Annotated in this window: 18 protein-coding genes; 5 read left to right on the forward strand and 13 right to left on the reverse strand. The window is 35.5% G+C overall.

The window, feature by feature from the left end; all coding sequences use genetic code 11:
• Positions 1 to 213 precede the first annotated feature (213 nt).
• From ACTXGU_RS14440 to ACTXGU_RS14480, 9 genes are all read right to left on the reverse strand, one after another.
• Complete coding sequence (locus ACTXGU_RS14440) at positions 214 to 1,830, reverse strand: ABC transporter substrate-binding protein (RefSeq protein WP_443482224.1); 1,617 nt, start codon at positions 1,828 to 1,830, stop codon at positions 214 to 216.
• 42 nt (positions 1,831 to 1,872) lie between these two features.
• Positions 1,873 to 2,802 carry an oligopeptide ABC transporter permease gene (gene opp4C / locus ACTXGU_RS14445; RefSeq protein ID WP_443482225.1) on the reverse strand — a complete coding sequence of 310 codons (930 nt, stop codon included), beginning with the start codon at positions 2,800 to 2,802 and terminating at the stop codon, positions 1,873 to 1,875.
• A 15-nt stretch (positions 2,803 to 2,817) separates the two neighbouring features.
• Positions 2,818 to 3,768, reverse strand: a complete 951-nt coding sequence (locus ACTXGU_RS14450) for an ABC transporter permease (RefSeq protein WP_443482226.1) — start codon at positions 3,766 to 3,768, stop codon at positions 2,818 to 2,820.
• A 21-nt stretch (positions 3,769 to 3,789) separates the two neighbouring features.
• Positions 3,790 to 4,803: an ABC transporter ATP-binding protein gene (locus tag ACTXGU_RS14455; RefSeq protein WP_443482227.1), complete on the reverse strand. Its 1,014-nt coding sequence runs from the start codon at positions 4,801 to 4,803 to the stop codon at positions 3,790 to 3,792.
• Positions 4,800 to 5,822 carry an ABC transporter ATP-binding protein gene (locus tag ACTXGU_RS14460; protein WP_443482228.1) on the reverse strand — a complete coding sequence of 341 codons (1,023 nt, stop codon included), beginning with the start codon at positions 5,820 to 5,822 and terminating at the stop codon, positions 4,800 to 4,802. Before ACTXGU_RS14460 ends, ACTXGU_RS14455 begins: the two co-directional genes overlap by 4 nt.
• 246 nt (positions 5,823 to 6,068) lie before the next feature.
• The gene (locus ACTXGU_RS14465) at positions 6,069 to 7,280 is read right to left on the reverse strand and encodes a M20 family metallopeptidase (protein ID WP_443482229.1); all 1,212 of its coding nucleotides are present in this window, start codon (positions 7,278 to 7,280) and stop codon (positions 6,069 to 6,071) included.
• An 87-nt stretch (positions 7,281 to 7,367) separates the two neighbouring features.
• Positions 7,368 to 8,570 (reverse strand): amidohydrolase, encoded by a 1,203-nt coding sequence (locus ACTXGU_RS14470; RefSeq protein WP_443482230.1) that lies wholly within the window; start codon positions 8,568 to 8,570, stop codon positions 7,368 to 7,370.
• A gap of 767 nt (positions 8,571 to 9,337) precedes the next feature.
• Entirely contained in the window at positions 9,338 to 10,183 is an 846-nt protein-coding gene (locus ACTXGU_RS14475) for an HAD family hydrolase (RefSeq protein WP_443482231.1), read from the reverse strand.
• 72 nt (positions 10,184 to 10,255) lie between these two features.
• Positions 10,256 to 11,605, reverse strand: coding sequence for an aspartate kinase (locus ACTXGU_RS14480; RefSeq protein ID WP_443482232.1), 1,350 nt, complete (start codon positions 11,603 to 11,605; stop codon positions 10,256 to 10,258).
• 308 nt (positions 11,606 to 11,913) lie between these two features.
• On the opposite strand from ACTXGU_RS14480, the gene ACTXGU_RS14485 reads away from it, so the two are divergent.
• Both ACTXGU_RS14485 and ACTXGU_RS14490 read left to right on the forward strand, forming a co-directional pair.
• Complete coding sequence (locus ACTXGU_RS14485) at positions 11,914 to 13,131, forward strand: MFS transporter (RefSeq protein ID WP_443482233.1); 1,218 nt, start codon at positions 11,914 to 11,916, stop codon at positions 13,129 to 13,131.
• A 130-nt stretch (positions 13,132 to 13,261) separates the two neighbouring features.
• Positions 13,262 to 13,609: a hypothetical protein gene (locus tag ACTXGU_RS14490; protein WP_443482234.1), complete on the forward strand. Its 348-nt coding sequence runs from the start codon at positions 13,262 to 13,264 to the stop codon at positions 13,607 to 13,609.
• Between the two features lie 136 nt (positions 13,610 to 13,745).
• On the opposite strand, the gene ACTXGU_RS14495 is transcribed toward ACTXGU_RS14490, so the two are convergent.
• Positions 13,746 to 14,294, reverse strand: a complete 549-nt coding sequence (locus tag ACTXGU_RS14495) for a helix-turn-helix domain-containing protein (RefSeq protein WP_443482235.1) — start codon at positions 14,292 to 14,294, stop codon at positions 13,746 to 13,748.
• A gap of 102 nt (positions 14,295 to 14,396) precedes the next feature.
• On the opposite strand from ACTXGU_RS14495, the gene ACTXGU_RS14500 reads away from it, so the two are divergent.
• Together ACTXGU_RS14500 and ACTXGU_RS14505 are read left to right on the forward strand one after the other, a co-directional pair.
• On the forward strand, positions 14,397 to 15,125 hold the full coding sequence (locus tag ACTXGU_RS14500) for an AzlC family ABC transporter permease (protein WP_443482236.1): 729 nt from the start codon (positions 14,397 to 14,399) through the stop codon (positions 15,123 to 15,125).
• Positions 15,122 to 15,445 carry an AzlD domain-containing protein gene (locus ACTXGU_RS14505; protein WP_443482237.1) on the forward strand — a complete coding sequence of 108 codons (324 nt, stop codon included), beginning with the start codon at positions 15,122 to 15,124 and terminating at the stop codon, positions 15,443 to 15,445. Before ACTXGU_RS14500 ends, ACTXGU_RS14505 begins: the two co-directional genes overlap by 4 nt.
• A 33-nt stretch (positions 15,446 to 15,478) precedes the next feature.
• On the opposite strand, the gene ACTXGU_RS14510 is transcribed toward ACTXGU_RS14505, so the two are convergent.
• Genes ACTXGU_RS14510 through ACTXGU_RS14520 form a run of 3 tightly spaced genes read right to left on the reverse strand, consistent with a single transcriptional unit; the run spans position 15,479 to position 18,765 of the window.
• Positions 15,479 to 16,348, reverse strand: a complete 870-nt coding sequence (locus tag ACTXGU_RS14510; RefSeq protein WP_443482238.1) for a transglutaminase family protein — start codon at positions 16,346 to 16,348, stop codon at positions 15,479 to 15,481.
• A complete protein-coding gene (locus tag ACTXGU_RS14515; RefSeq protein WP_443482239.1) occupies positions 16,345 to 17,307 on the reverse strand; it encodes an alpha-E domain-containing protein in 963 nt (320 codons plus the stop codon). The genes ACTXGU_RS14510 and ACTXGU_RS14515 overlap by 4 nt, the downstream gene beginning before the upstream one ends.
• Complete coding sequence (locus ACTXGU_RS14520; protein WP_443482240.1) at positions 17,308 to 18,765, reverse strand: circularly permuted type 2 ATP-grasp protein; 1,458 nt, start codon at positions 18,763 to 18,765, stop codon at positions 17,308 to 17,310.
• 287 nt (positions 18,766 to 19,052) lie between these two features.
• Here ACTXGU_RS14520 and ACTXGU_RS14525 point away from each other — a divergent pair, with 287 nt between their 5' ends.
• The gene (locus ACTXGU_RS14525) at positions 19,053 to 20,702 is read left to right on the forward strand and encodes a glutamine--tRNA ligase/YqeY domain fusion protein (protein WP_443482241.1); all 1,650 of its coding nucleotides are present in this window, start codon (positions 19,053 to 19,055) and stop codon (positions 20,700 to 20,702) included.
• The last annotated feature ends 269 nt before the right edge of the window (positions 20,703 to 20,971 follow it).

The following is a 20,971-nucleotide window of genomic DNA, read 5'->3' on the forward strand; positions in this document are numbered from 1 at the left end:
TCCGATCTCCTTTATGTTTTATGCCTAAATGATAAAACATTTTTAAGCATAAAAATCTATTTACTTATTATAAATTATTCTCTAGAAAATTGATATGTAATCTAATACATTTATCGAATTGAACTGAAGCGATTGAAATTTGGAAATAAATCATCTACCCACGTAAAAAATCCAAGGAAAATGCTTCCTTGGATTTTTTAGAGTGCACATTTCTTATTTCGCTCCAGATAATGTCCAGTTGTAAAGTTCATTATGGAAACCGAATACTTTTGCTCCACCAACTTCTACATTTTTTGTAACAGCAGCGAAGTCATAATCAGAATATAAAGTAATCATCGGTAATTCTTCGTTCCAAATTGTTTGTAGTTCATTATAAATGGCTTGACGTTTTTCCATATCCGGCTCTTGCTTGCCTGCCGTTAATAATTCATCCACTTTAGGATTGCTATAGTTTGTATAGTTGCTTGAACCAGTGCTTCCATAATAAATCGATGCGTCTGGATCAATCGTATTTGTAAAACCGATTAATAAAAGATCATAATCTCCAGCTCTTGCTTTTGACATGATAGTTGGGAAATCATAAGTAGTCGTATTTAATTTTAATCCAATTGCTTTTAAATTTTCAGCAATAATATCTGCTGATTGCTCACGGACTTTATTTCCAATTGGTACAACAAAATCAATCGTTTTGTTAAAGTCCCAACCTGCTTCTTTTAGCAATTGTTTTGCTTTTTCTGGATCATATGAGTATGCTTTTAAGTCTTTATCTAAATATGGGCTAATGGAAGTATATGGCCCGTCAACAATTTCCCCTTCACCTTTTAATAACTTATCGACAATTTTCTGACGATCAATTGCATACGTAATTGCTTGTCTTACTTTCGGATCCTTTATTGTATCTGTATTAAAATTCATCGTTTGATAACCGTATGTTTTTTCTGTTTTCGTTGTCAAATTATCAAAGCCTTTTACTGTATCATAGTCTTGAACGGCAATTTTACCGATGCCGCCAGCAGCGTTCATATTAATTTCCCCTGTTTGCAGCTGTGCAACAAGGTTTGCAGCAGGCATAATTTTGACAAACAATTTATTTAACTTTACATTACCTAAATAGTATTCTTTATTTTTTTCATATTCTACATATTGATCTTTTGCATACTTTACAAATTTGAATGGACCATTTGTTACAGTTGGTTTTTGCATAAACGGATCTTTCTGCAAGTTTTCTGGTGCAACATCTTTTAACACATGTTCAGGCAGAATCATAAACTTAGAGCCTAATTGTTCTTTCACTAGATTCGGATCTAAAGGTTTTTTTGTTTTAAATTGGATCGTTTTTTCATCTACAATTTTTAAAGAAGGAATTTCTGTTACTCCATCTGGGAATTTCCCATTGTCTGTTAATCCATCAATAACAGTAAGGTATGCACCAACTGCTGTTTCTGTTTTTGGGTTTGCAACAAGATTCATCGTAAATGCTACGTCATTGGCAGTAACCGGTTTTCCATCAGACCAATTCGCATTTTTATTAATTTTAATCGTAAAGTTTTGATTATCTTGTGTTTCAAAGGACTCTGCAAGCTTTGGTTTAAATTCAAGCGGGGCAGTCATTTCTAAAAAAGTGTCAAACATAAATTTTTCCAACCATTGAGCGGCAATGTCGGAAGAGTTAATTGGGTTAAAACTTACCGGCGCATTTACTAAGCCGATATACATCGTATTGTCTTTCTTTTCTCCATCGGTCGAAGTAGTAGTAGGGCTTGTACATGCTGCTAACAATAGTAAAGATAAAATTGCAACTAAACTAAATGCTTTTCTGAATGCCTTCATCTGATTTCCCCCATCTTAGTAGTCTTATTATGCTAACATCACTTACTTTAAGCTTTTCGGATCCATTGCATCTCTTAATCCGTCTCCCATGAAGTTAATAGAAAGAACAGATAATAGAATCATAATGCCAGGTGGAATCCATAGCCAAGGTTGTGATGCTAATACCGTAATTGATTGCGCTTCTGTTAACATATTTCCCCAACTTGCAGTCGGAGGTTGTACTCCCATTCCAAGGAAGCTAAGTGATGCTTCCATAATAATGGCTGAGGCAATTCCAAATGTAGCGTTGACAAGAATTGGTGCAATACAGTTTGGAAGAATATGCTGAAAGACAATTTTAGGTGTTGAATATCCTAATGCAACGCCTGCTTTTACATAATCCATTTGTTTAATTGATAAAACACTTCCTCGGACTAGCCTTGCAATTGACGGCCATCCAAGCAGACCTAAAACGAAAATTACATTGATCAGCTTTGGGCCCATAATACTAACTAGAACTAGAATAACCATTAAATATGGAAAGGACATAAATACATCCGTTATACGCATGATGACCATGTCAACCCATTTCCCAAAATACCCTGCAATAGCTCCTAATACGGTGCCTATTGCAACATAAATTGCTACAGCACCAACTCCAACGGATAATGAAACTCTTGCTGCATACAATAGACGACTAAACAGGTCCCTTCCTACTTCATCTGTTCCAAGAATATGATCAGATGAAGGAGCTGCCGCGAATTCCCCATCCACGGAATAAGGATTATGTGGTGCCAATATTGGAGCAAAAATAGCAATTAACGCAATCAGTGTAAAAATTACTAAACCAACAACTGCCAACTTATGTTTAAAAAAACGTTTTGTTATTAATTTCAAATAACTTTCTTCTGCTCCGAGTTGTTCTTTGGCTGAAACTTTTAATGGATTATTAATCGAAATATCTGTATCCATCTTCATATTTGGCACACTCATTTTTTCTCCTCCTTCCTAGCTATATTTAATGCGTGGATCGACAACAGAATATAATACATCTGTTAATAAATTAGAAAATAATACAGCAAACGCTGCTAAAAAGTTAATAGCCATTAACGTAGGATAATCCCTTGAGCTGATGGATTGAATGGTCAATTGCCCTAACCCTGGCCACTGAAAAATTTGTTCTGTTACAACAGCTCCGCCAATCAATACTGGGATTTCCATACCGATAATTGTAATAATCGGAATAAGTGCATTTTTTAAAGCGTGTTTATTTGTAACAACAAATTCTTTTAATCCTTTTGCACGCGCCGTTCGAAGATAATCCTGGCCTAATACTTCCAGCATACTGCTCCTTACATATCGAACCGTACTTCCCGCGATGGAAGTTCCAAGTATCAAAGCTGGAAGAATTAAATGAATCAGCGTATCTGCAAAGTTCCCTTCACTTCCTAACGTAAACATGCCGCCAGTAGGTAAAATCTTAAATACTAATGCAAAAACATAAATACCACCTAATCCTAAGAAGAAGCTTGGGATAGATACACCTAAAAATGAAAAAGTTGTCGTTAAATAATCAATCCATGAATATTGTTTTGTAGCACTTATAATCCCGACTGGAATGGCAATGAGATAAGCAATCAACAGCGCTGTTCCCATTAATAATAAGGTTGGGCCAATTCGATCCACTATTAATTTCAATACTGGTTCATACGTTGTATAAGAAAAACCAAAATCACCATGAATGATATTATTTAACCATCTAAAGTATTGAATATAGATAGGATCATTTAAACCAAGCGCTTCTTTTTTTGCTTCTATATCAGCTTCGGTTGCATCTGGATTTAAATACATATCAACTGGATTTCCTGGTGCTAAATAAATGATAAAAAAGTTAAAGATGGTAACCCCAAATAAAACAGGGATAGCAATTAAAATTCTTCGGATAATATATTGAAACAAAATGGCTCCCTCCTTTAAATGTTATGAAAGTGGAAAGTGGCAGGCTACAGAATGTTCCATCCCCTCTAGAATTGGTTCACGTTCTTTACAAATTGCCTGTGCTATTGGACATCTTGTATGAAACCTGCATCCTTTAGGAGGGTTTGCTGGACTAGGAACATCTCCTTCCACTACAATTCTTTCCCTGTTTCGCATATGTGGATTTGGAATTGGGTAGGCACTTAATAGAACCTTTGTATACGGATGCTTAGGATTTTTAAAAATATCTTCCGTTTTCCCTAATTCAACAATTTTCCCTAAGTACATAACAGCAATTCGATCACTTATGTACTTAACCGCTCCTAATCCATGAGCGATAAATAAGTAGGTTAAATTGAATTCCTTTTGTAAATCTTTTAATAAATTTAAAACTTGTGCTTGAATGGAAACATCTAATGCAGATACTGGTTCATCACAAACGATTAATTTAGGATTTAACATTAAGGCACGAGCAATGCCTACCCTTTGTCTTTGTCCTCCAGAAAATTCATGAGGATACCTAGTTTTATGAAATTTTGTCAACCCAACAATTTCGAGCATTTTATCGACTTTTTTATTTACTTCTTCTTTTGATGCCAATTTATGTGCTAACAACGGCTCTGCCAACAAGTCTCCTATTCTTTTTCTCGGATTAAGGGAAGAATATGGATCTTGGAAGATGATTTGCATTTGTGTTCTGATTTTTCGCAATTCTGCACTTTGAATGGCTGCCAAATCTTGTCCTTCAAATAACACTTTCCCTTCCGTTGCTGGATCTAGCTTAACAATTGCTCGTCCTGTTGTAGATTTACCACATCCTGATTCTCCAACTAAGGAAATCGTTTCGCCTGGATAGATGGAAAAATTTAATCCATCAACTGCTTTTACATGTCCGACTGTTTTAGAAAAGATACCTTTTTTAATTGGATAATATTTTTTTAGATTTTGAATTTCAACAAGGGGTTTCGGTAATTCACTGACTATTCTGTCTTTTTCGGGTAATATTTCTACACTCATACATTTACCTCCCTTCCATTACTCCATTCTGGTGTGCTGCTGTTCTCTGTATAAAGCCAGCATCTAACTTTATGATCTTCTTTCTTGTCAACCATTAGATGTGGTGGTTTTTCAGTCACACACTTTTCCATCGCATATGGACATCTTGTATGAAAACGGCAGCCTTTTGGCATTTGTTGTAATGTTGGCACAGATCCAGGAATCGAATACAACCGTTGATTTCCTTCATATTCTAAGTGTGGAATCGAATCTATAAGCCCTTTTGTATAAGGATGCTTCGGTTCATCAAATAAAGTAAAAACGTCTGCTTCTTCTACTACTTGCCCTGCATACATAACAAGCACTTTATCCGCCATTTCTGCAATAACGCCTAAATCATGTGTAATCATCATAATAGAAGTATTGGATTCCTCTTTTAAGCTTTTCATTAATTCTAATATTTGGGCTTGAATCGTCACATCTAGAGCAGTAGTCGGCTCGTCTGCAATTAGTAATTTGGGTTTACAGGAAAGAGCCATCGCAATCATCACCCTTTGTCTCATTCCACCTGAAAGAGCATGAGGATATTCATCGATAATCACTTCCGCTCTCGGTATACCGACTTTTTTCAGCATCTCAACCGCATAGTTTTTCGCTTCTTTAGGTTTATAATCCATATGCAAACGAATTAATTCCACCATTTGATTTCCGATTGTAAAAACTGGGTTTAAAGATGTCATTGGCTCCTGAAAAATCATTGATATTTCATTTCCGCGAACATGCCTCATCTCTGCTTCTGTATACTTTGTTAAATCCTTGCCGTTTAATAGCACGGAACCTTTTTTTATATAGCCATGCGTGCCTAATAATCTCATGATAGATAAAGACGTAACACTTTTTCCACAGCCTGACTCTCCTACAATGCCGATTGTTTCGCCAGGTTTTAAGTGGAAAGTTACTTCTTCAACGGAAATAACTTCCCCCTTATCTGTTTTAAAAGCAGTTTGCAGCTTGTCTACTTCCAGCATATTTTGTCCCATTCTTCCCCCTCCTGTTGAATTCAAATTTATTGGCTGTTTTCGTATAGATTGTTGCTTTTAAACTCGCAGCCTGAATATACTTCGCTTTCCGGTGGGCGAGCGTCGAGCCTCCTCGTCGCATACGCTCTGCTTAAGTCTCGTCTTTCTCGCATTCCCACAGGAGTCTACATGTATTCAGTCTGCTGAGTACTTCTTCTCCATTTTTTCATTTGAAAAACAACAAACTTTGAGAAAACAGCCAATTTATTAAATCGACGTTTCTGCTAATCCTTCCTTCAATTCCGAAGTAGTATACTGATAGACAAGGCTTAAAAATACCTTTGCAGTATATAACATCGCTTTTTCATCAAATGTAAATTTAGGATGATGATGTGGATAAACAGCACCAATTTCTTTATTTTTAGCTCCAATGGAAAAGAAGCTTCCAGGCTTTTTCTGTAAGTAGTAAGAGAAGTCTTCCCCACCCATGCTCGGTTTTAATATTTCTACTAATTTCGCTTCAGGCAATGTTTTTTTTATAGATTCTACTAGAATATTGGTTTCTTTTTCTGTATTGACAGTGGAAGGATAACCTCTCGAATAATCAAACGTATAAGTCGCATGAAATGCTTTACATACACCACTGATTAGTTCTTCCATCTCTTTTTCTATTAATTCACGTACGTCTTCATCAAATGTTCGTACCGTACCAGTCAACTCTGCCGTATCTGCAATGACGTTTCCTGCATTTCCAGCATGAAAAGAGCCAATAGAAAGGACAGCTGGATATTGTGGATTTACCCTTCTGCTTACTATGTGCTTTAATTGATTGGCAATTTGTGCTCCAATTGCAATCGCGTCAATTGTTTGATGAGGAGATGCCCCGTGTCCCCCTTTTCCTTGGATTTTCAGTTCAAAACTATCACTTGCAGCAGATGTTGGTCCAACTCCATAAAGAATTTCACCAAGGGGACTTCTTGAAGCTAAGTGTGCCCCGTAAACAACATCGACTCCATCTAAACAGCCATCCTCAATCATTGCAATGGCACCACCCGGAGGAAGTTCTTCTGCATGTTGATGCAGCAACACAATATTGCCTGCAAGACTGTCTCTGTTATCATGTAATACTTTTGCAACAGCAAGCAATGTTGCCGTATGTCCGTCGTGACCGCATGCATGCATGACACCAGGAACTTTCGATTTAAACGCAACCTCTTTTTCATCTTGGATCGGCAGTGCATCGAAATCAGCTCGTAAAGCAATCGTTTTTCCAGGCTTGCTTCCGTAAATTTTTCCTATCACTCCATTACCGCCCACATTTCTTCTCACTTCGATACCGTATCCTTCTAAAATATCTCCAATCATTTTACTTGTATTTATCTCTTGAAAGGAAAGCTCAGGATTTTCATGCAGATGTCTTCTCCATTCCACCATCTGATCATACATTGCTTCTACCTGTTCAAACATCTTATTTATCATTGCAGCAACTCTCCTATCCAAATTTTTTTAAAAATTAATTGTCCATAGAATTATCTGATTATCCGGCATTAATAGAGCTTTTCTGTCTTAACGAACCGTTTCCGCCACATCCACTTCTACATTTAATACTAAATAATGGTGCACAATGCTTAAAAATGCTTTTCCGCCATAAATCATTGCTTTTTCATCAAAATCAAACATCGGATGATGATGTGGATAAGCAACTCCGTCTACTCTAGCCCCTGTATGAAAAAACATTCCCGGTTTTTCTAATAAATAATAAGAAAAATCTTCTGCCCCCATAATAGGAGAGGATTGAACAAGCATGTCCTTATTTAATGTATTGCTTACTACTTCTTTAAACACTTCTATTTCCGTTGCATGGTTATATACAGCTGGATACCCTTTAATAAAATCAATTTCACATTCTGCCTGCATACTTTCACATATCTGTTCGGTCATTAATTTTAGTTCCTTTTCCATAAACTCACGCAACTGTGTATCTAATGTTCTTATCGTTCCTTTTAAAGTAGCTGTATCTGCGATGACATTTTTTGCACTGCCTGCGTGAAAGGAACCAACCGATAACACAACTGGGTTTAACGGATCGACTCTTCTGCTTGCAATATATTGAAGCTGATTTACTAATGCTGTCCCCACTGCAATGGCGTCAACCGTTTCATGCGGCGCCGAACCATGCCCGCCTTTTCCTTTTACGGTTATTTCAAATGCATCTGCAGCAGCTTGTGAATAACCAGGAGTATAAAAATATTTTCCTAGTTCATTTAACGACGATAAATGGGTACCAAATACAACATCTACACCTTCTAAACAATTATCTTCAATCATCGCCTTTGCTCCACCAGGAGACAGCTCTTCTGCGTGTTGATGTAACAATACTATGTTCCCTGCAATCTGCTCTTTATGATCTTGTAAAACTTTCGCAACTGCTAATAATGTAGCGGTATGTCCATCATGTCCACATGCATGCATCACACCTGGAATTTTTGATTTATATGGTACGTCCTTTTCATCTTGGATTGGCAATGCATCAAAATCAGCACGTAATGCGATCGTTTTTCCAGGCTTTGCTCCATAGATCTTCCCAACTACGCCTCTTCCGCCTACATTCTTCTTCACTTCTATTCCAAAACTTTCTAAAATGCCTGCAATCATTTTAGGTGTTTCAACTTCTTGAAAAGAGAGTTCAGGATATTGATGCATATGTCTTCTCCACTCAACCATTCGTTCAAACATACCTTCTAATTCTTCATGCCAATTTTCTAACATAATGATCCCTCCTGTATATATTTCTATAAACATTGTATATATAATGGAATTTACTCCTATTTAGCAGTAATACCGTTTTATGTATGTGTATAGATGCTCATCAAATAATCACCTTTTAGAAAGTCGTTATATATAGAACGAATATTTTGATTTATCTAATTATTTAAACTATTTCTTATAAATTAACGCCAATTTGACCATTAGTATACTAAGTTATTTTAATTATCATCATAATAAAAATTAATGATAAATAATGAAGAAAAATTCACTATGATGAATATTATTTATTTTATCCCTTTGATTACGCTTTCAAATATTTTCATTTTTTTATATTTTTGTTATTATTTCTAACAAAAACCTACAAAAAAAATTTTTGAGTCCCTAAATTGTTTAGGCTGTTTTCGTATAGATTGTTGCTTTTAAACCCGCAGCCTGAATACACTTCGCTTTCCGTGGGCGAGCGTCGAGCCTCCTCGTCGCATACGCTCCTGTGGGGTCTCGTCTTTCTCGCATTCCCACAGGAGTCTACGTGTATTCAGTCTGCTGAGTACTGCTTCTCCCATTTTTTCACGTAACAAACAACAAACTTTGAGAAAACAGCCATTGTTTATAAACAAACAGTAAAAACCTAGTATGCATTTCCCCTCATAACCTCAATGAATGAGAAGTTAAGTAATTACAGTCTCCGTACTCTACAAAAAAACAGTAAAGAGATTATATAATCCCTTTACTGTTACGGTTGATAAGCTGCTTTACTCTTGCAAGTCCTATTTAAATCGTTTAGACAAGTAGTGGTAAAGTCCAGCTTCTTTATAAGTTAATTCAGTTATTTCATCCACATGTGCTTTCACTGAATCGGTTGCATTTTGCATGGCAACAGAATAACCAACCCGCTGCAATAGCGGCAAATCATTTTCGCCATCCCCAACTGCCAACACTTCATTAAATGAAAGTAAAAAATGGTCTAATAAATATTTAACACCTGTTGCTTTGTTTATATTCTCTGCTGTAACCTCGACATTGTGTTCTGTGGAAGAAGCATATGTAAATCCTGCTTCCTGTTTTAATTCCTTAAGAAAAGATATCCAAGCATCCATAGTTTCTTTCTTCTTATGAAAAAAGTATATTTTACTAATATGATGAGCATCTAAATATTCTTTCCATTGTATATGCTGTTCAACAGCAGCTTTCCTTGAACGCCATTCCATTTCTTCTACAGATAACGGGCGGCTTCCTTTAATGGCATCGAGAATCATCTTTTTATCCTCTAGCAGAACATAGCGCTCTCCTTCTGCAGGATGAATTTCATAATATAAGCCTCGTTCTCTTGTTTCCTCAATTAATAAGTCAACAAGAGACGGAGTTAATGAATGCTGAAACAACTGTTTGCCATTAATAAATGCTGACATTCCGTTTGAAGTGACAATCCCGTCTACTTCAAAGCCTTCCGGTACCGTATCTTTCACTTCTAATATCGTTCTTCCAGTAGCAATAAAAACTTTTAATCCTGTTTTTCTTAAATCGGTTAAATAATTGCTTAATTGGGGGCTTACCCTGCTTTCTTTGTTAAGCATTGTTCCATCCATATCTAAAACAAGTGCTTTTATTGTCATTATAAACTCCCTTTCGCTTTAAGAGAATGTTCAAATAGTATCACTTAATAAAATTCTTTTTTGAACTCACTTTTATTGAAAGAACTCTTGATACAGCGCCTTTACAGCATCTTTTGCTACCGGTTCTTTGACACCAAACATCATGCTTACTTCTGATGATCCTTGATTAATCATTTCAATGTTTACTCCTGCATCTGCTAATGCTTTAGAGGCTCTAGCTGTCGTGCCAACATTATGACGCATTCCTTCTCCTACTACCATAATAAGGGCTAAATCATGCTCAACGTGAATTTGATCTGCTTGCACTTCTTCTTTAATACGTTCGATAATTTCCGCTTCATTTTTTCCTTCTAGCTGATTTTGTCTTAAAATAATCGTTAAATCATCTATTCCTGAAGGCATATGCTCATAGGAAATCTGAAAATCTTCTAAAATAGATAATATTCTTCTTCCGAAACCTACTTCTCTATTCATTAAATACTTGCTTATATAAATAGAACAAAAGCCCTTATCATTAGCAATACCAACAACAGGTCCATTTGTATTATTTCTTGAAGCCACTATTTTCGTACCAGGCACAGTTGGATTATTCGTATTTTTAACATTAACAGGTATTCCTGCGCGATACGCCGGTATTAAAGCTTCTGCATGAAAAACTGAAAAACCTGCATAAGATAATTCACGCATTTCACGATAAGTAAGTTCTTTAATCGCTTTTGGGCTTGAAACAATAGAAGGATTTACAGAATAAACGGCATCTACATCTGTAAAGTTTTCATAAAGCTCAGCTTTTACTCCATTAGCTAAAATAGCGCCTGTTATATCTGACCCACTTCTTGAAAAAGTTACTACATTTCCTTTTTCGTTATAACCAAAAAAACCTGGGAAAACAATAATAGAATCATATTCTCTTAAAGCATATAAACGATCATATGATTCAGGAAGAACTTGGGCATTTCCTGGATCATCACTTACAATCAGCCCTGCATCTTTTGGATTGATATATTGTGCTTTTACCCCTCTTTGATTAAAAAAGTGGGAAACAAGTTTTGCATTATTGTCTTCACCACACGCCTTTACTGCTTCCAAATAAGATTTTTCATCTGATTTATCTCCATGTAAACTTTCTTCTAAATCTTCCTTTATTTTTGTTATGATTTCATTAGAAAGATCCAACTCTTTTGCGATATTTGCATATCTTTCCATAATAGTATCAATAAGATCTGTTGCGTCTTCTTCTGCCATCATTTTTTCTCCGCAGGCAATTAGAAGATCCGTCACTTTCATATCCTCTTCATATCTTTTTCCTGGAGCAGAAACAACGACAATTCTCCGTTTTTCATCTGCTTGGACAATACTTAACACTTTTTCTAATTGTGTTCCTGTTGCTAATGAGCTTCCGCCAAACTTTACAACCTTCATTTCTACAACTCCCATTATTCAATTAGTATATTCTGTAAATCATTTCTAAAAATTATCATACTCTATTTCTTTTACACTTTCTTATTATTACTGTTTATTGGGAAAGAATCAAGAACTTTTCCTTTCTGAAAAAACAATTGTTTTTTCAGAGAGGACAAAACAAGCCTTATATTAGTAAAAAAATAATTTTTCCAATAATACATGCACAAAAATATATAAAAGTAAAGAAAAGCGCTTTTCATTTTTTTCATTTTACGATATGATAATATTTAGAATTACGAAATTGTTTTCGGAAAGAAGTGTTAAATTTGGATGATCAGCGTTATTCGAAACGAAATTTAATCATTATGTGGTTCGCAAACTTTTTTGTTGCCGGCAGCATGACAATGGTTTTACCTTTTTTATCTTTGTATATTGAAACATTCGGAAACTTTACAAAAAACTATGTACAGCATTGGTCTGGATTATGTTTTTCCGTTACATTTGTATCTGCTTTTTTATTTTCACCATTTTGGGGTAAAATTGGGGATAAATATGGAAGAAAAAAAATCCTGATTATTTTAGGCTTTGGATTAGGGTTATCCATATTTTTAATGGGCTTCGCAACCTCTGTATGGCAGTTATTCATTCTTCGTTTTTTCACCGGTTTCTTCACAGGGTTTATTCCTATGTCGCAAGCATTTATTTCTACTCAAACGCCAAAAAAAATAGCAGGGCAAGTTCTCGGCTCCTTGCAGACAGGAAGCATTACTGGTATGTTAATTGGCCCGATGATTGGCGGTGTACTAGCTGATGTGGTTGGTTTCTCTTCAACCTTCCGTTTTACTTCCATTTTCCTCTTTATCTCTGTTGTTTTAGTTCTCGCAACAAAAGAATTTGTTCTTCCTATTACAAAAGGAACAAAAACACATTACTCAAGCAAAGAAGTGTTAGCTTTTATATGTAAAAACCCTATTTTTATTACCGTCTTGTTTATTTCTGCCTTAGTGCAGATTGCACATTTTAGCATTCAACCGATTCTTTCCCTATATGTCAGCGAGATTCATGGACCTGAAAATATTGCCTTATTTTCTGGCATTGCTTTTTCTGCCGCAGGTTTAGGCAATTTATTAATGGCAAAAAAATGGGGACAAATCGGCGATCGAACCGGCTATTTAAAAATACTTGTCATTCTTTTATTTACTGCTGGAATTATTTATTTGCCGGGCGGATTTATCCATCATTTTTGGCAGCTACTTATTATCCGCTTTATATTAGGTATTTCAATCGGCGGTATTATCCCTGTTAGAATTGCATATATTCGTCAAGAAGCTCCTATAGCCATGCAAGGCGAGGTTTTAGGATATGAAACAAGTTTGCGATTTTTTGGAAATGTAATCGGCCCAGCATTAGGTGGCATGGTCGCAGCATCTTACGGCTTCTCAGCTGTTTTCTTATCAACTAGTATTTTACTATTAATAAGCGGGGCCCTATTAATTACCATGATGCACCGACATCCAGAATTATCCAAACAATCCGCAACATAAAAGTAGAAAAATACACCGTTCATCTGTAAAATAAGAAAATAAGCATGCTGTCCAAAAATGATTGAAATTTTAGGAAAGCATGCTATATTGGGAGTACTCCCATATCTGTAATAAGAAAGGAAGTTAAAACATGGCAAAATCACAAGCAAAAAAGAAAAGAGATAAGTACTTGAAGGAATATGGATTTGATACAACGATTCGCAGAGGAAGCTGGGGAGCTATTCATCCTGTTACGAAAAAAACAAAAACGAAACAAGAACAACTCATAAAAAAACAAAAAAAACATCGAAAAAACCATTCTCACCACGTACAAGAGGATGGTTTTTTTGTTTTGGCTCTGTTAAACTTGCCTGTTGATTTCCGTTTCAGGCGTTCGCTTTCCGCGGGCGGTCCGGGAGCCTCCTCGGCGCTTTTCCCGCAGGAGTCTCACGCCTTCCACAACAATCAACATTGTGCCAAAATCAACAATAAGCTTTAACATAGCTTTTGTTTTAATAAGAAATGTTTATAGATTCCATATTCCGTATTTTTGCCGTCGTACTGTTTTTCTTGCTCTCATCCCTTTTTCCCGCCGTTGCATTTACAGTTTATCTTCTTCTAATGGTTCCATACTTTTACTCAGAATAATAGATGAGGTTAAATATAGTAGCTGTTTTGTTCGATATATTTTTATAAACATGCGTTTGATTTGGTGTAAATTGTAAACCATCTCCTGCTTCTAAGTTATACATATGTTCACCAATTTCTAAACTAATCTCTCCTTCCCCTACTAAGATATACTCCTCTCCAGGATGCTTTTCTGAAATATGACTAGCATTTTCATCCAACTGAATCGTATATATTTCAAATTTTTTCCCTGGATGAAAAGGAAATAACGAGAATAGCCGATACTGACTGCTGTCATCTTCAAATGCTACCATTTCCTTGATGCTAACTTTTTTAACTGTTGTGGAGGTTTCAGCCAAAAAATAGGAAAAAGACACTTGTAATCCCATTGCTATTTTCCAAAGCGTTGAGACTGTTGGATTTGATTTCCCTTTTTCAATTTGCGCCAGCATTCCTTTACTGACACCCGTTAATTCTGCGACTTTATCTAGACTGTATCCCCTTTTTTTTCGTAGATTCTCTAAGTTTTGTCCAACTGTATTCGTAATAGACTGCATTCTAATCTCCTTTAAATGAATAGTTGATTTATTTACCGAACCTTACTATAATGTTCATTATAACATACAAATAGATAATATATAATACAAAAAAGGAGAACAATGGTGGATACTTTAAATACTTCCTATAAAAAAGAAGCTTACACCCCTACATTTTCAGACGGGATAAAAGACTGTATTCCAACTTTATTAGGCTATATTAGTATCGGAATAGCTATGGGCATTGTTGGGGTATCATCCGGATTAAACATTTTTCAAATTTTTCTGATGTCTACTCTTGTTTATGCAGGATCTGCACAATTTATTATTTGTGCTATGCTTGCTGCATCTAGCCCAATCAGTGCTATTATTTTAACCACTTTTATCGTTAATTTAAGACATTTGTTGCTTAGCTCGGCATTAGCTCCATCATTTCGCTACTATTCATTATTGAGAAACATTGGAATTGGCAGCTTAGTAACAGATGAATCTTTTGGCGTTGCTATTATAAAGGTCGCAAAAAAACTCCCTATCAGTGACCGATGGATGAATGGGCTTAATTTAACTGCTTATATTGTTTGGATCATTTCTTGTTCACTAGGAGCTTATTTAGGAGGTTGGTTGCCAGACCCAAAAATTTTAGGATTTGATTTCGCTTTACCTGCTATGTTTATTGCGTTGCTTATTCTACAGCTGCAAACGATTCAGCATTCTAAATTAAAGCATTATGTATTTCTTATCATCTTAATGATTATATGCATGCTGCTTCTGTCATCCATTGTCTCTGGAAGCCTTGCTGTCATTCTTTCGACGATCATTGTTGCTTCAGTCGGGGTGGTGACGGAAAAATGACGATAACAACTGAATTTCTTCTCCTTCTTTTAGGATGTATGCTCGTTACCATTATTCCAAGAGTGCTGCCTTTTATATTAGTGCGTAATTTTTCCATACCAAAACCGGTCGAAAAATGGCTGTCCTTTATTCCAGTTTGCATTTTCACCGGATTAATTGTCGAAAGCTTGCTAATAAAAGACAAAGCAGGTTTACAATTAAATTGGACCGTTTTATTAGCGGTTGTTCCAACATTTATTGTTGCTATAAAAACAAAAAGCCTGCTGACAACCGTGTTATGTGGTGTTTTTTGTATGGCGGTCATTCGATTATTATTTTAAAAAGAGCTTTCCCATCGAAGGGAAAGCTCTTTTTTAACAGTAAACTTTATCGTTATCTTTTACTTTGCTTACACTAATGGACACGCTCATATCTTGTGTTCCACTTCCAATATATACCCCTTTTAATGGCGTAATATCTGCATAATCCCTTCCTGTCGCAACACAGATATGCTGATTTAATGCCATCATATTATTGGTTGGATCAAAACCGATCCAACCGTACTCTGGAATATACGCTTCTATCCATGCATGTGTTTGAGAATCTCCCCGCATAGCAGCGTCTTCTCCACCATATATATAGCCGCTCACATAACGTGCTGGGATACCGGCATTTCTACATATCGCTAACATGACATGAGAAAAATCTTGGCAAACCCCAGATCGTTTTTCAAATGCTTCATAGGCAACCGTTTTTACATGTGTAGCACCAGGTACATAGGCAAAACTATTATAAATATATTCATTTAATCTGTGCAAAAAGGTGTAGACATCCGTATCCTTTTCTCCTAGCTTGTCCATTACGGATTGAATCATTTCTTTTTTCAGCATCGTATAAGATGTGGGCATAAGAAACTCTGCATACTCTGCCTGAAATGATGCCATTTTCATTTTATTTTTCACCTGTTCACTAATAAAAATATCCTGCTTTTGATAATTAATTTCCAATAAAGAACGAGTTTCTACTAATAATTCATCATGAGAATCCCAAATATAAAAAGTACTGACTTCATTTCCCCAATAATCATCGTGATGATAATAAGTTGCTTGCGGATTTATGATAAGGTCATATTGCAATAACTTTTGACTTGTAGTTGACAATGGTTTGAAAATACATTGATTAATGCTTTGCTTCACTGGCAAGCTATATTTATAATGTGATCGTTGAAGCACTTCATATTTCATGTTGGAATCATCTCTCCTAGATAATATGTCTCCATTATCGTAATTCCAAGCGAATCACAAAGGAGCTGTAACCTTTGACAATATTCATGGAGTGAAATCGGTAAATTTTGCACTGAATGATAGCGCAATTCTTTATGTAACTCTTCTAGTTGATCATATAATTTTCTTGCATAATCATTTATTTGTTGTTTTTCCAACCGTTGAAAAGCATCGGTTAACTGCTGAACACTGTAGCTTGCTGAACGTGGCAACGTGTCATCAAATAGCAAATAATTAACTATTTTAATAGGGTCCATCGATGCTTGGTATTTTTGAATATAAGAATCATATCCGCTTAAGCTACTTAAAACAGAACTCCAAAAATGGTAGTGACTATCTTCATTTTCAACTCTTTCTATTTGTTTGTTATGATAACACACGTCAAGTGTTTGAGCTAATTTTCGGATAACCTCCAAATATTTGCCGAATACTAAAAATGAATATCCTTCTGTTCGTGGCATTAAAACTGAAATAATCCCTTGAAATAATAAATATTTTTCCCGAATACTTTGAAAATAGCGATTCAATTGTTCCATTTTTAAATCGGCTGGCCTGAAATTTTTTATTTCTAAATATAATTCATTTATTATTTCCCATAATTCGATTGGAATCATCTCACGAATCGTTCTAGCATTTTCTCTTGCAACCTTTATACAAGATAAAATAGAGTTAACATTAAATTTAGAAAAAGCTATGTACTGGATAACAGAGTCACGATCATATGTATCATATAATTTATTATAATCTTCTTTTTTGCTTGTTATTTCAATAACTTCTTTCCAATCACTTTCCGTGCCCAGCAATGGATTGTGATTTTCTAGAATAGTTACAATTCTTACTGATAGCAGCTTTGCCATGCAATCAGCTCTTTCCATATTTTGAGCTATCCAATAAAGAGAATCTGCCACACGACTTAACATTTATTCCGCCCCCTTGTCGTCTGCACTATTGCCTAATACCCATGTGTCTTTGCTTCCGCCGCCCTGTGATGAATTGACAACAAGCGAGCCTTTTTTTAATGCAACTCTTGTTAATCCCCCTGGTACAACACGTGGTTCTTCATTTAACAATACAAATGCACGAAGATCGACATGCCTGCTTTGAATTCCCTCTTCTGTATATGTAGGCAACGTTGAAAGAGAAATGGTAGGCTGCGCAATAAAGTTTTCCGGATTTTCGATTATTTTTGCCCGGAATATGCTTTTCTGCTCTTCTGTAGCATGCGGACCTATTAGCATATTGTATCCGCCAGAAGAGTTTCTTTCTTTAAATACAAGTTCATCCAAGTGATTTAATGCATAATCGTAATCTTCCTTTTTGGATAAAATATATGTTTTTACATTCGACAATATCGGCTCTTCATTTAAATAATATCGAATCATATCCGGAACGTATGCATATGTTGCTTTATCATCAGCAACCCCATTTCCAATCGCATTGGCAATAGATACATTCCCCGCACGATAAGCATCCAACAAGCCTGGTACTCCGATTAAAGAGTCTTCTTTAAACTCTAAAGGATCTAAATAGTCATCATCAATTCGTCGATAAATAACATCTACTTGCTGTAACCCTTTTGTTGTTTTCATATATACGACTCGGTTTTGAACAATCAAATCTCTACTTACCACCAGATCTATTCCCATCTGTTTTGCTAAAAAGCTATGATCGTAATAAGCTGAGTTAAACATCCCTGGTGTTAGCAAAGCAATTGTTGGGTTTTCTTTATTATTTGGTGCGATGCGTTTTAAAGCAGCATGCATCTCGTATAAATAATTATCCAACGACTGCAATTCATACCCTTTAAACATCTCTGGAAAAAGCTTTCTCATAATATAACGGTTTTGAAAAACATAGGAAAGCCCGGAAGGATTTCGAATATTATCTTCTAATACTAAATAGTTCCCTTTTTCATCCCTAATCAAATCAATGCCAGCAATAAAGACATGATTTTTTTCAGGAACCTTTACCCCGTATACCTGATGATAAAAATGGGGAGATGTTACAATTAATTCACGAGGAACTACGTTATCTCGCAAAATATTTTGTTCGGTATAAATATCCTCAAGAAAACAATTTAACGCTTTTACTCTTTGCTGCAGCCCCTTTTCAATGACTACCCACTCATTTTTAGGAATTATTCGCGGCAATGGATCAAAAGGCATCGTTCTTTCCGTTCCTTCTTCGTTATCATATACAGTAAATGTTATCCCTTGTCTCATAAAATCCTGTTCAGCTAACATATGTCTATTATTAATAGTATCCTCATCTAATGAAGACATATTTTCAAATAATGATTGGTAATGCATTTGCGGCTTTTCTGGATTTTCAAACATTTCATCAAAATAATGTTCTCTTATTTCATAATTTTTTATCATTTATTAAACACCCCTTTTACAAACTATTCGACAGAATACAGCAAATCCCTTCTAAAAATTTAGAATTTTATAAAAATTTTAATATATGTTACAAAATTAAAAAATAGCAAAAATACATAAATTATTCTACTTTCGTTTCGTTTCTGCGAAGTTTATAATAAAATTTTGGTTATATTATTGTTATAATCATAATAAGTACTTTTTTTATTTATCTATTTATCAGCTTAGTTTGTGTTCTTGATTACTTACTAAAAACTTCATATATAAAAAGAAAGGTGGTTATATAGATGGATAATAACTCAAATTTTATTAAAAGCATTATTAAAGAAGATTTAGAAACAGGGAAACATAGTTCTGTGGTTACGCGCTTTCCACCAGAACCAAATGGTTATTTACATATCGGGCATGCAAAATCCATTTTTATTAACTTTGGTCTAGCAGATGAATTTAACGGCAAAACGAATCTTCGTTTTGATGATACGAACCCATTAAAAGAAGATATTGAATATGTAAATGCTATCAAAGAAGATGTAGAATGGCTTGGATACAAATGGGAAAATTTACTTTTTGCATCTGATTATTTTGATGAAATGTACAACCGTGCCGTGTTGTTAATAGAAAAAGGACTTGCTTATGTCGATGATTTATCTGCAGACGAAATCCGAGAATACCGTGGAACTTTGACAGAACCTGGTAAAGAAAGTCCGTATCGTACACGTTCAGTGGAAGAAAACCTTCAGCTTTTTAAAGCAATGCGAAATGGTGATTTTGGAAATGGTGAAAAAGTACTTCGCGCCAAAATAGATATGGCTTCACCAAATATTAATTTACGTGATCCGGTGATTTATCGCATCTCCCACGCAAATCATCATAATACAGGGGATAAATGGTGTATTTACCCGATGTACGCCTTTGCTCACCCATTAGAGGATGCCATCGAAGGAATCACCCATTCGCTTTGCACAACAGAGTTTGAAGATCAACGACCTTTTTACGATTGGGTAATTAAAGAATGCGAGATGGAAAGCACCCCACAACAAATAGAGTTTGGGAGACTTAATATTACAAATACTGTAATGAGTAAACGAAAATTAAAACAATTAGTGGATGAAGAATATGTAGATGGATGGAATGATCCACGAATGCCGACTATTTCCGGCTTAAGAAGAAAAGGCGTTACCCCAGAGGCAATCCAAGCATTTTGTAAAGAGCTAGGAATTTCTAAAGGCTCTGGTGCTGTTGACTCTGCGATGCTCGATCATTTCGTTCGGGAAGATTTAAAATTAAAAGCACCAAGAACAATGGGTGTATTAAATCCGTTAAAGGTTGTTATTACAAACTATCCTGAAGGACAAGTTGAAATGCTGGATGCGGAAATTAATCCTGAAAACCCTGAAATGGGAACAAGACAAATTCCTTTTTCTCGTGAAATCTATATTGAACAAGAAGATTTTATGGAAAATCCACCGAAAAAGTATTTCCGTCTGTTCCCTGGAAACGAAGTTCGCTTAAAACACGCATATTTTATTAAATGTGAAGATGTCATAAAAGATGAAAATGGCAATGTTGTTGAGCTTCACTGTACGTATGATATCGAAACAAAAAGCGGATCTGGTTTTACAGGCAGAAAAGTAAAAGGAACACTTCATTGGGTTGATGCATCACAAGCGATCCCAGCTGAATTCCGTTTGTATGAACCTCTTATTTTAGATGAGGAAACAGAAATAGAAGAAGGAAAAACATTTTTAGATTATGTGAACCATCATTCACTTGAGGTTGTACAAGGTTTTATTGAACCGAATATGAAAGATGTTCAAGCATACGACAAGTTTCAATTTTTTAGACACGGATATTTTAGTGTAGATCCAAAGTATACTACTTCTGAAAAGCCCGTATTTAATCGTATCGTTTCCCTCAAAAGTTCATTTAAATTATAATTTCTTATTAAAAAGGCAGCCCAATTAGGACTGCCTTTTTTACATAGGCTGTTTTCTCAAAGTTTGTTGTTTTTCGCGTAAAAAAATGAGAGTAGAAGTACTTAGCAGACTGAATACACGTAGACTGCGAGAAAGACGAGACTTAAGCAGAGCGTATGCGACGAGGAGGCTCGACGCTCGTCCACGTAAAGCGAAGTGTATTCAGGCTGCGCGTTTAAAAGCAACAATCTATACGAAAACAGCCTTTACATATTTCCGCTGCTGTCTAA

Source organism: Niallia sp. 01092, from assembly GCF_052318935.1.
Lineage (GTDB): Bacteria > Bacillota > Bacilli > Bacillales > Cytobacillaceae > Niallia.

Excerpts from the sequence above, each read along its gene's own strand:
- ACTXGU_RS14440 (WP_443482224.1), bottom strand. The coding sequence starts at position 1,830 with ATGAAGGCATTCAGAAAAGCATTTAGTTTAGTTGCAATTTTATCTTTA.
- opp4C (WP_443482225.1), bottom strand. The coding sequence starts at position 2,802 with ATGAGTGTGCCAAATATGAAGATGGATACAGATATTTCGATTAATAAT.
- ACTXGU_RS14455 (WP_443482227.1), bottom strand. The coding sequence starts at position 4,803 with ATGAGTGTAGAAATATTACCCGAAAAAGACAGAATAGTCAGTGAATTA.
- ACTXGU_RS14460 (WP_443482228.1), bottom strand. The coding sequence starts at position 5,822 with ATGGGACAAAATATGCTGGAAGTAGACAAGCTGCAAACTGCTTTTAAA.
- ACTXGU_RS14465 (WP_443482229.1), bottom strand. The coding sequence starts at position 7,280 with ATGATAAATAAGATGTTTGAACAGGTAGAAGCAATGTATGATCAGATG.
- ACTXGU_RS14470 (WP_443482230.1), bottom strand. The coding sequence starts at position 8,570 with ATGTTAGAAAATTGGCATGAAGAATTAGAAGGTATGTTTGAACGAATG.
- ACTXGU_RS14475 (WP_443482231.1), bottom strand. The coding sequence starts at position 10,183 with ATGACAATAAAAGCACTTGTTTTAGATATGGATGGAACAATGCTTAAC.
- ACTXGU_RS14480 (WP_443482232.1), bottom strand. The coding sequence starts at position 11,605 with ATGAAGGTTGTAAAGTTTGGCGGAAGCTCATTAGCAACAGGAACACAA.
- ACTXGU_RS14490 (WP_443482234.1), top strand. The coding sequence starts at position 13,262 with ATGGCAAAATCACAAGCAAAAAAGAAAAGAGATAAGTACTTGAAGGAA.
- ACTXGU_RS14495 (WP_443482235.1), bottom strand. The coding sequence starts at position 14,294 with ATGCAGTCTATTACGAATACAGTTGGACAAAACTTAGAGAATCTACGA.
- ACTXGU_RS14500 (WP_443482236.1), top strand. The coding sequence starts at position 14,397 with ATGGTGGATACTTTAAATACTTCCTATAAAAAAGAAGCTTACACCCCT.
- ACTXGU_RS14505 (WP_443482237.1), top strand. The coding sequence starts at position 15,122 with ATGACGATAACAACTGAATTTCTTCTCCTTCTTTTAGGATGTATGCTC.
- ACTXGU_RS14510 (WP_443482238.1), bottom strand. The coding sequence starts at position 16,348 with ATGAAATATGAAGTGCTTCAACGATCACATTATAAATATAGCTTGCCA.
- ACTXGU_RS14515 (WP_443482239.1), bottom strand. The coding sequence starts at position 17,307 with ATGTTAAGTCGTGTGGCAGATTCTCTTTATTGGATAGCTCAAAATATG.
- ACTXGU_RS14520 (WP_443482240.1), bottom strand. The coding sequence starts at position 18,765 with ATGATAAAAAATTATGAAATAAGAGAACATTATTTTGATGAAATGTTT.
- ACTXGU_RS14525 (WP_443482241.1), top strand. The coding sequence starts at position 19,053 with ATGGATAATAACTCAAATTTTATTAAAAGCATTATTAAAGAAGATTTA.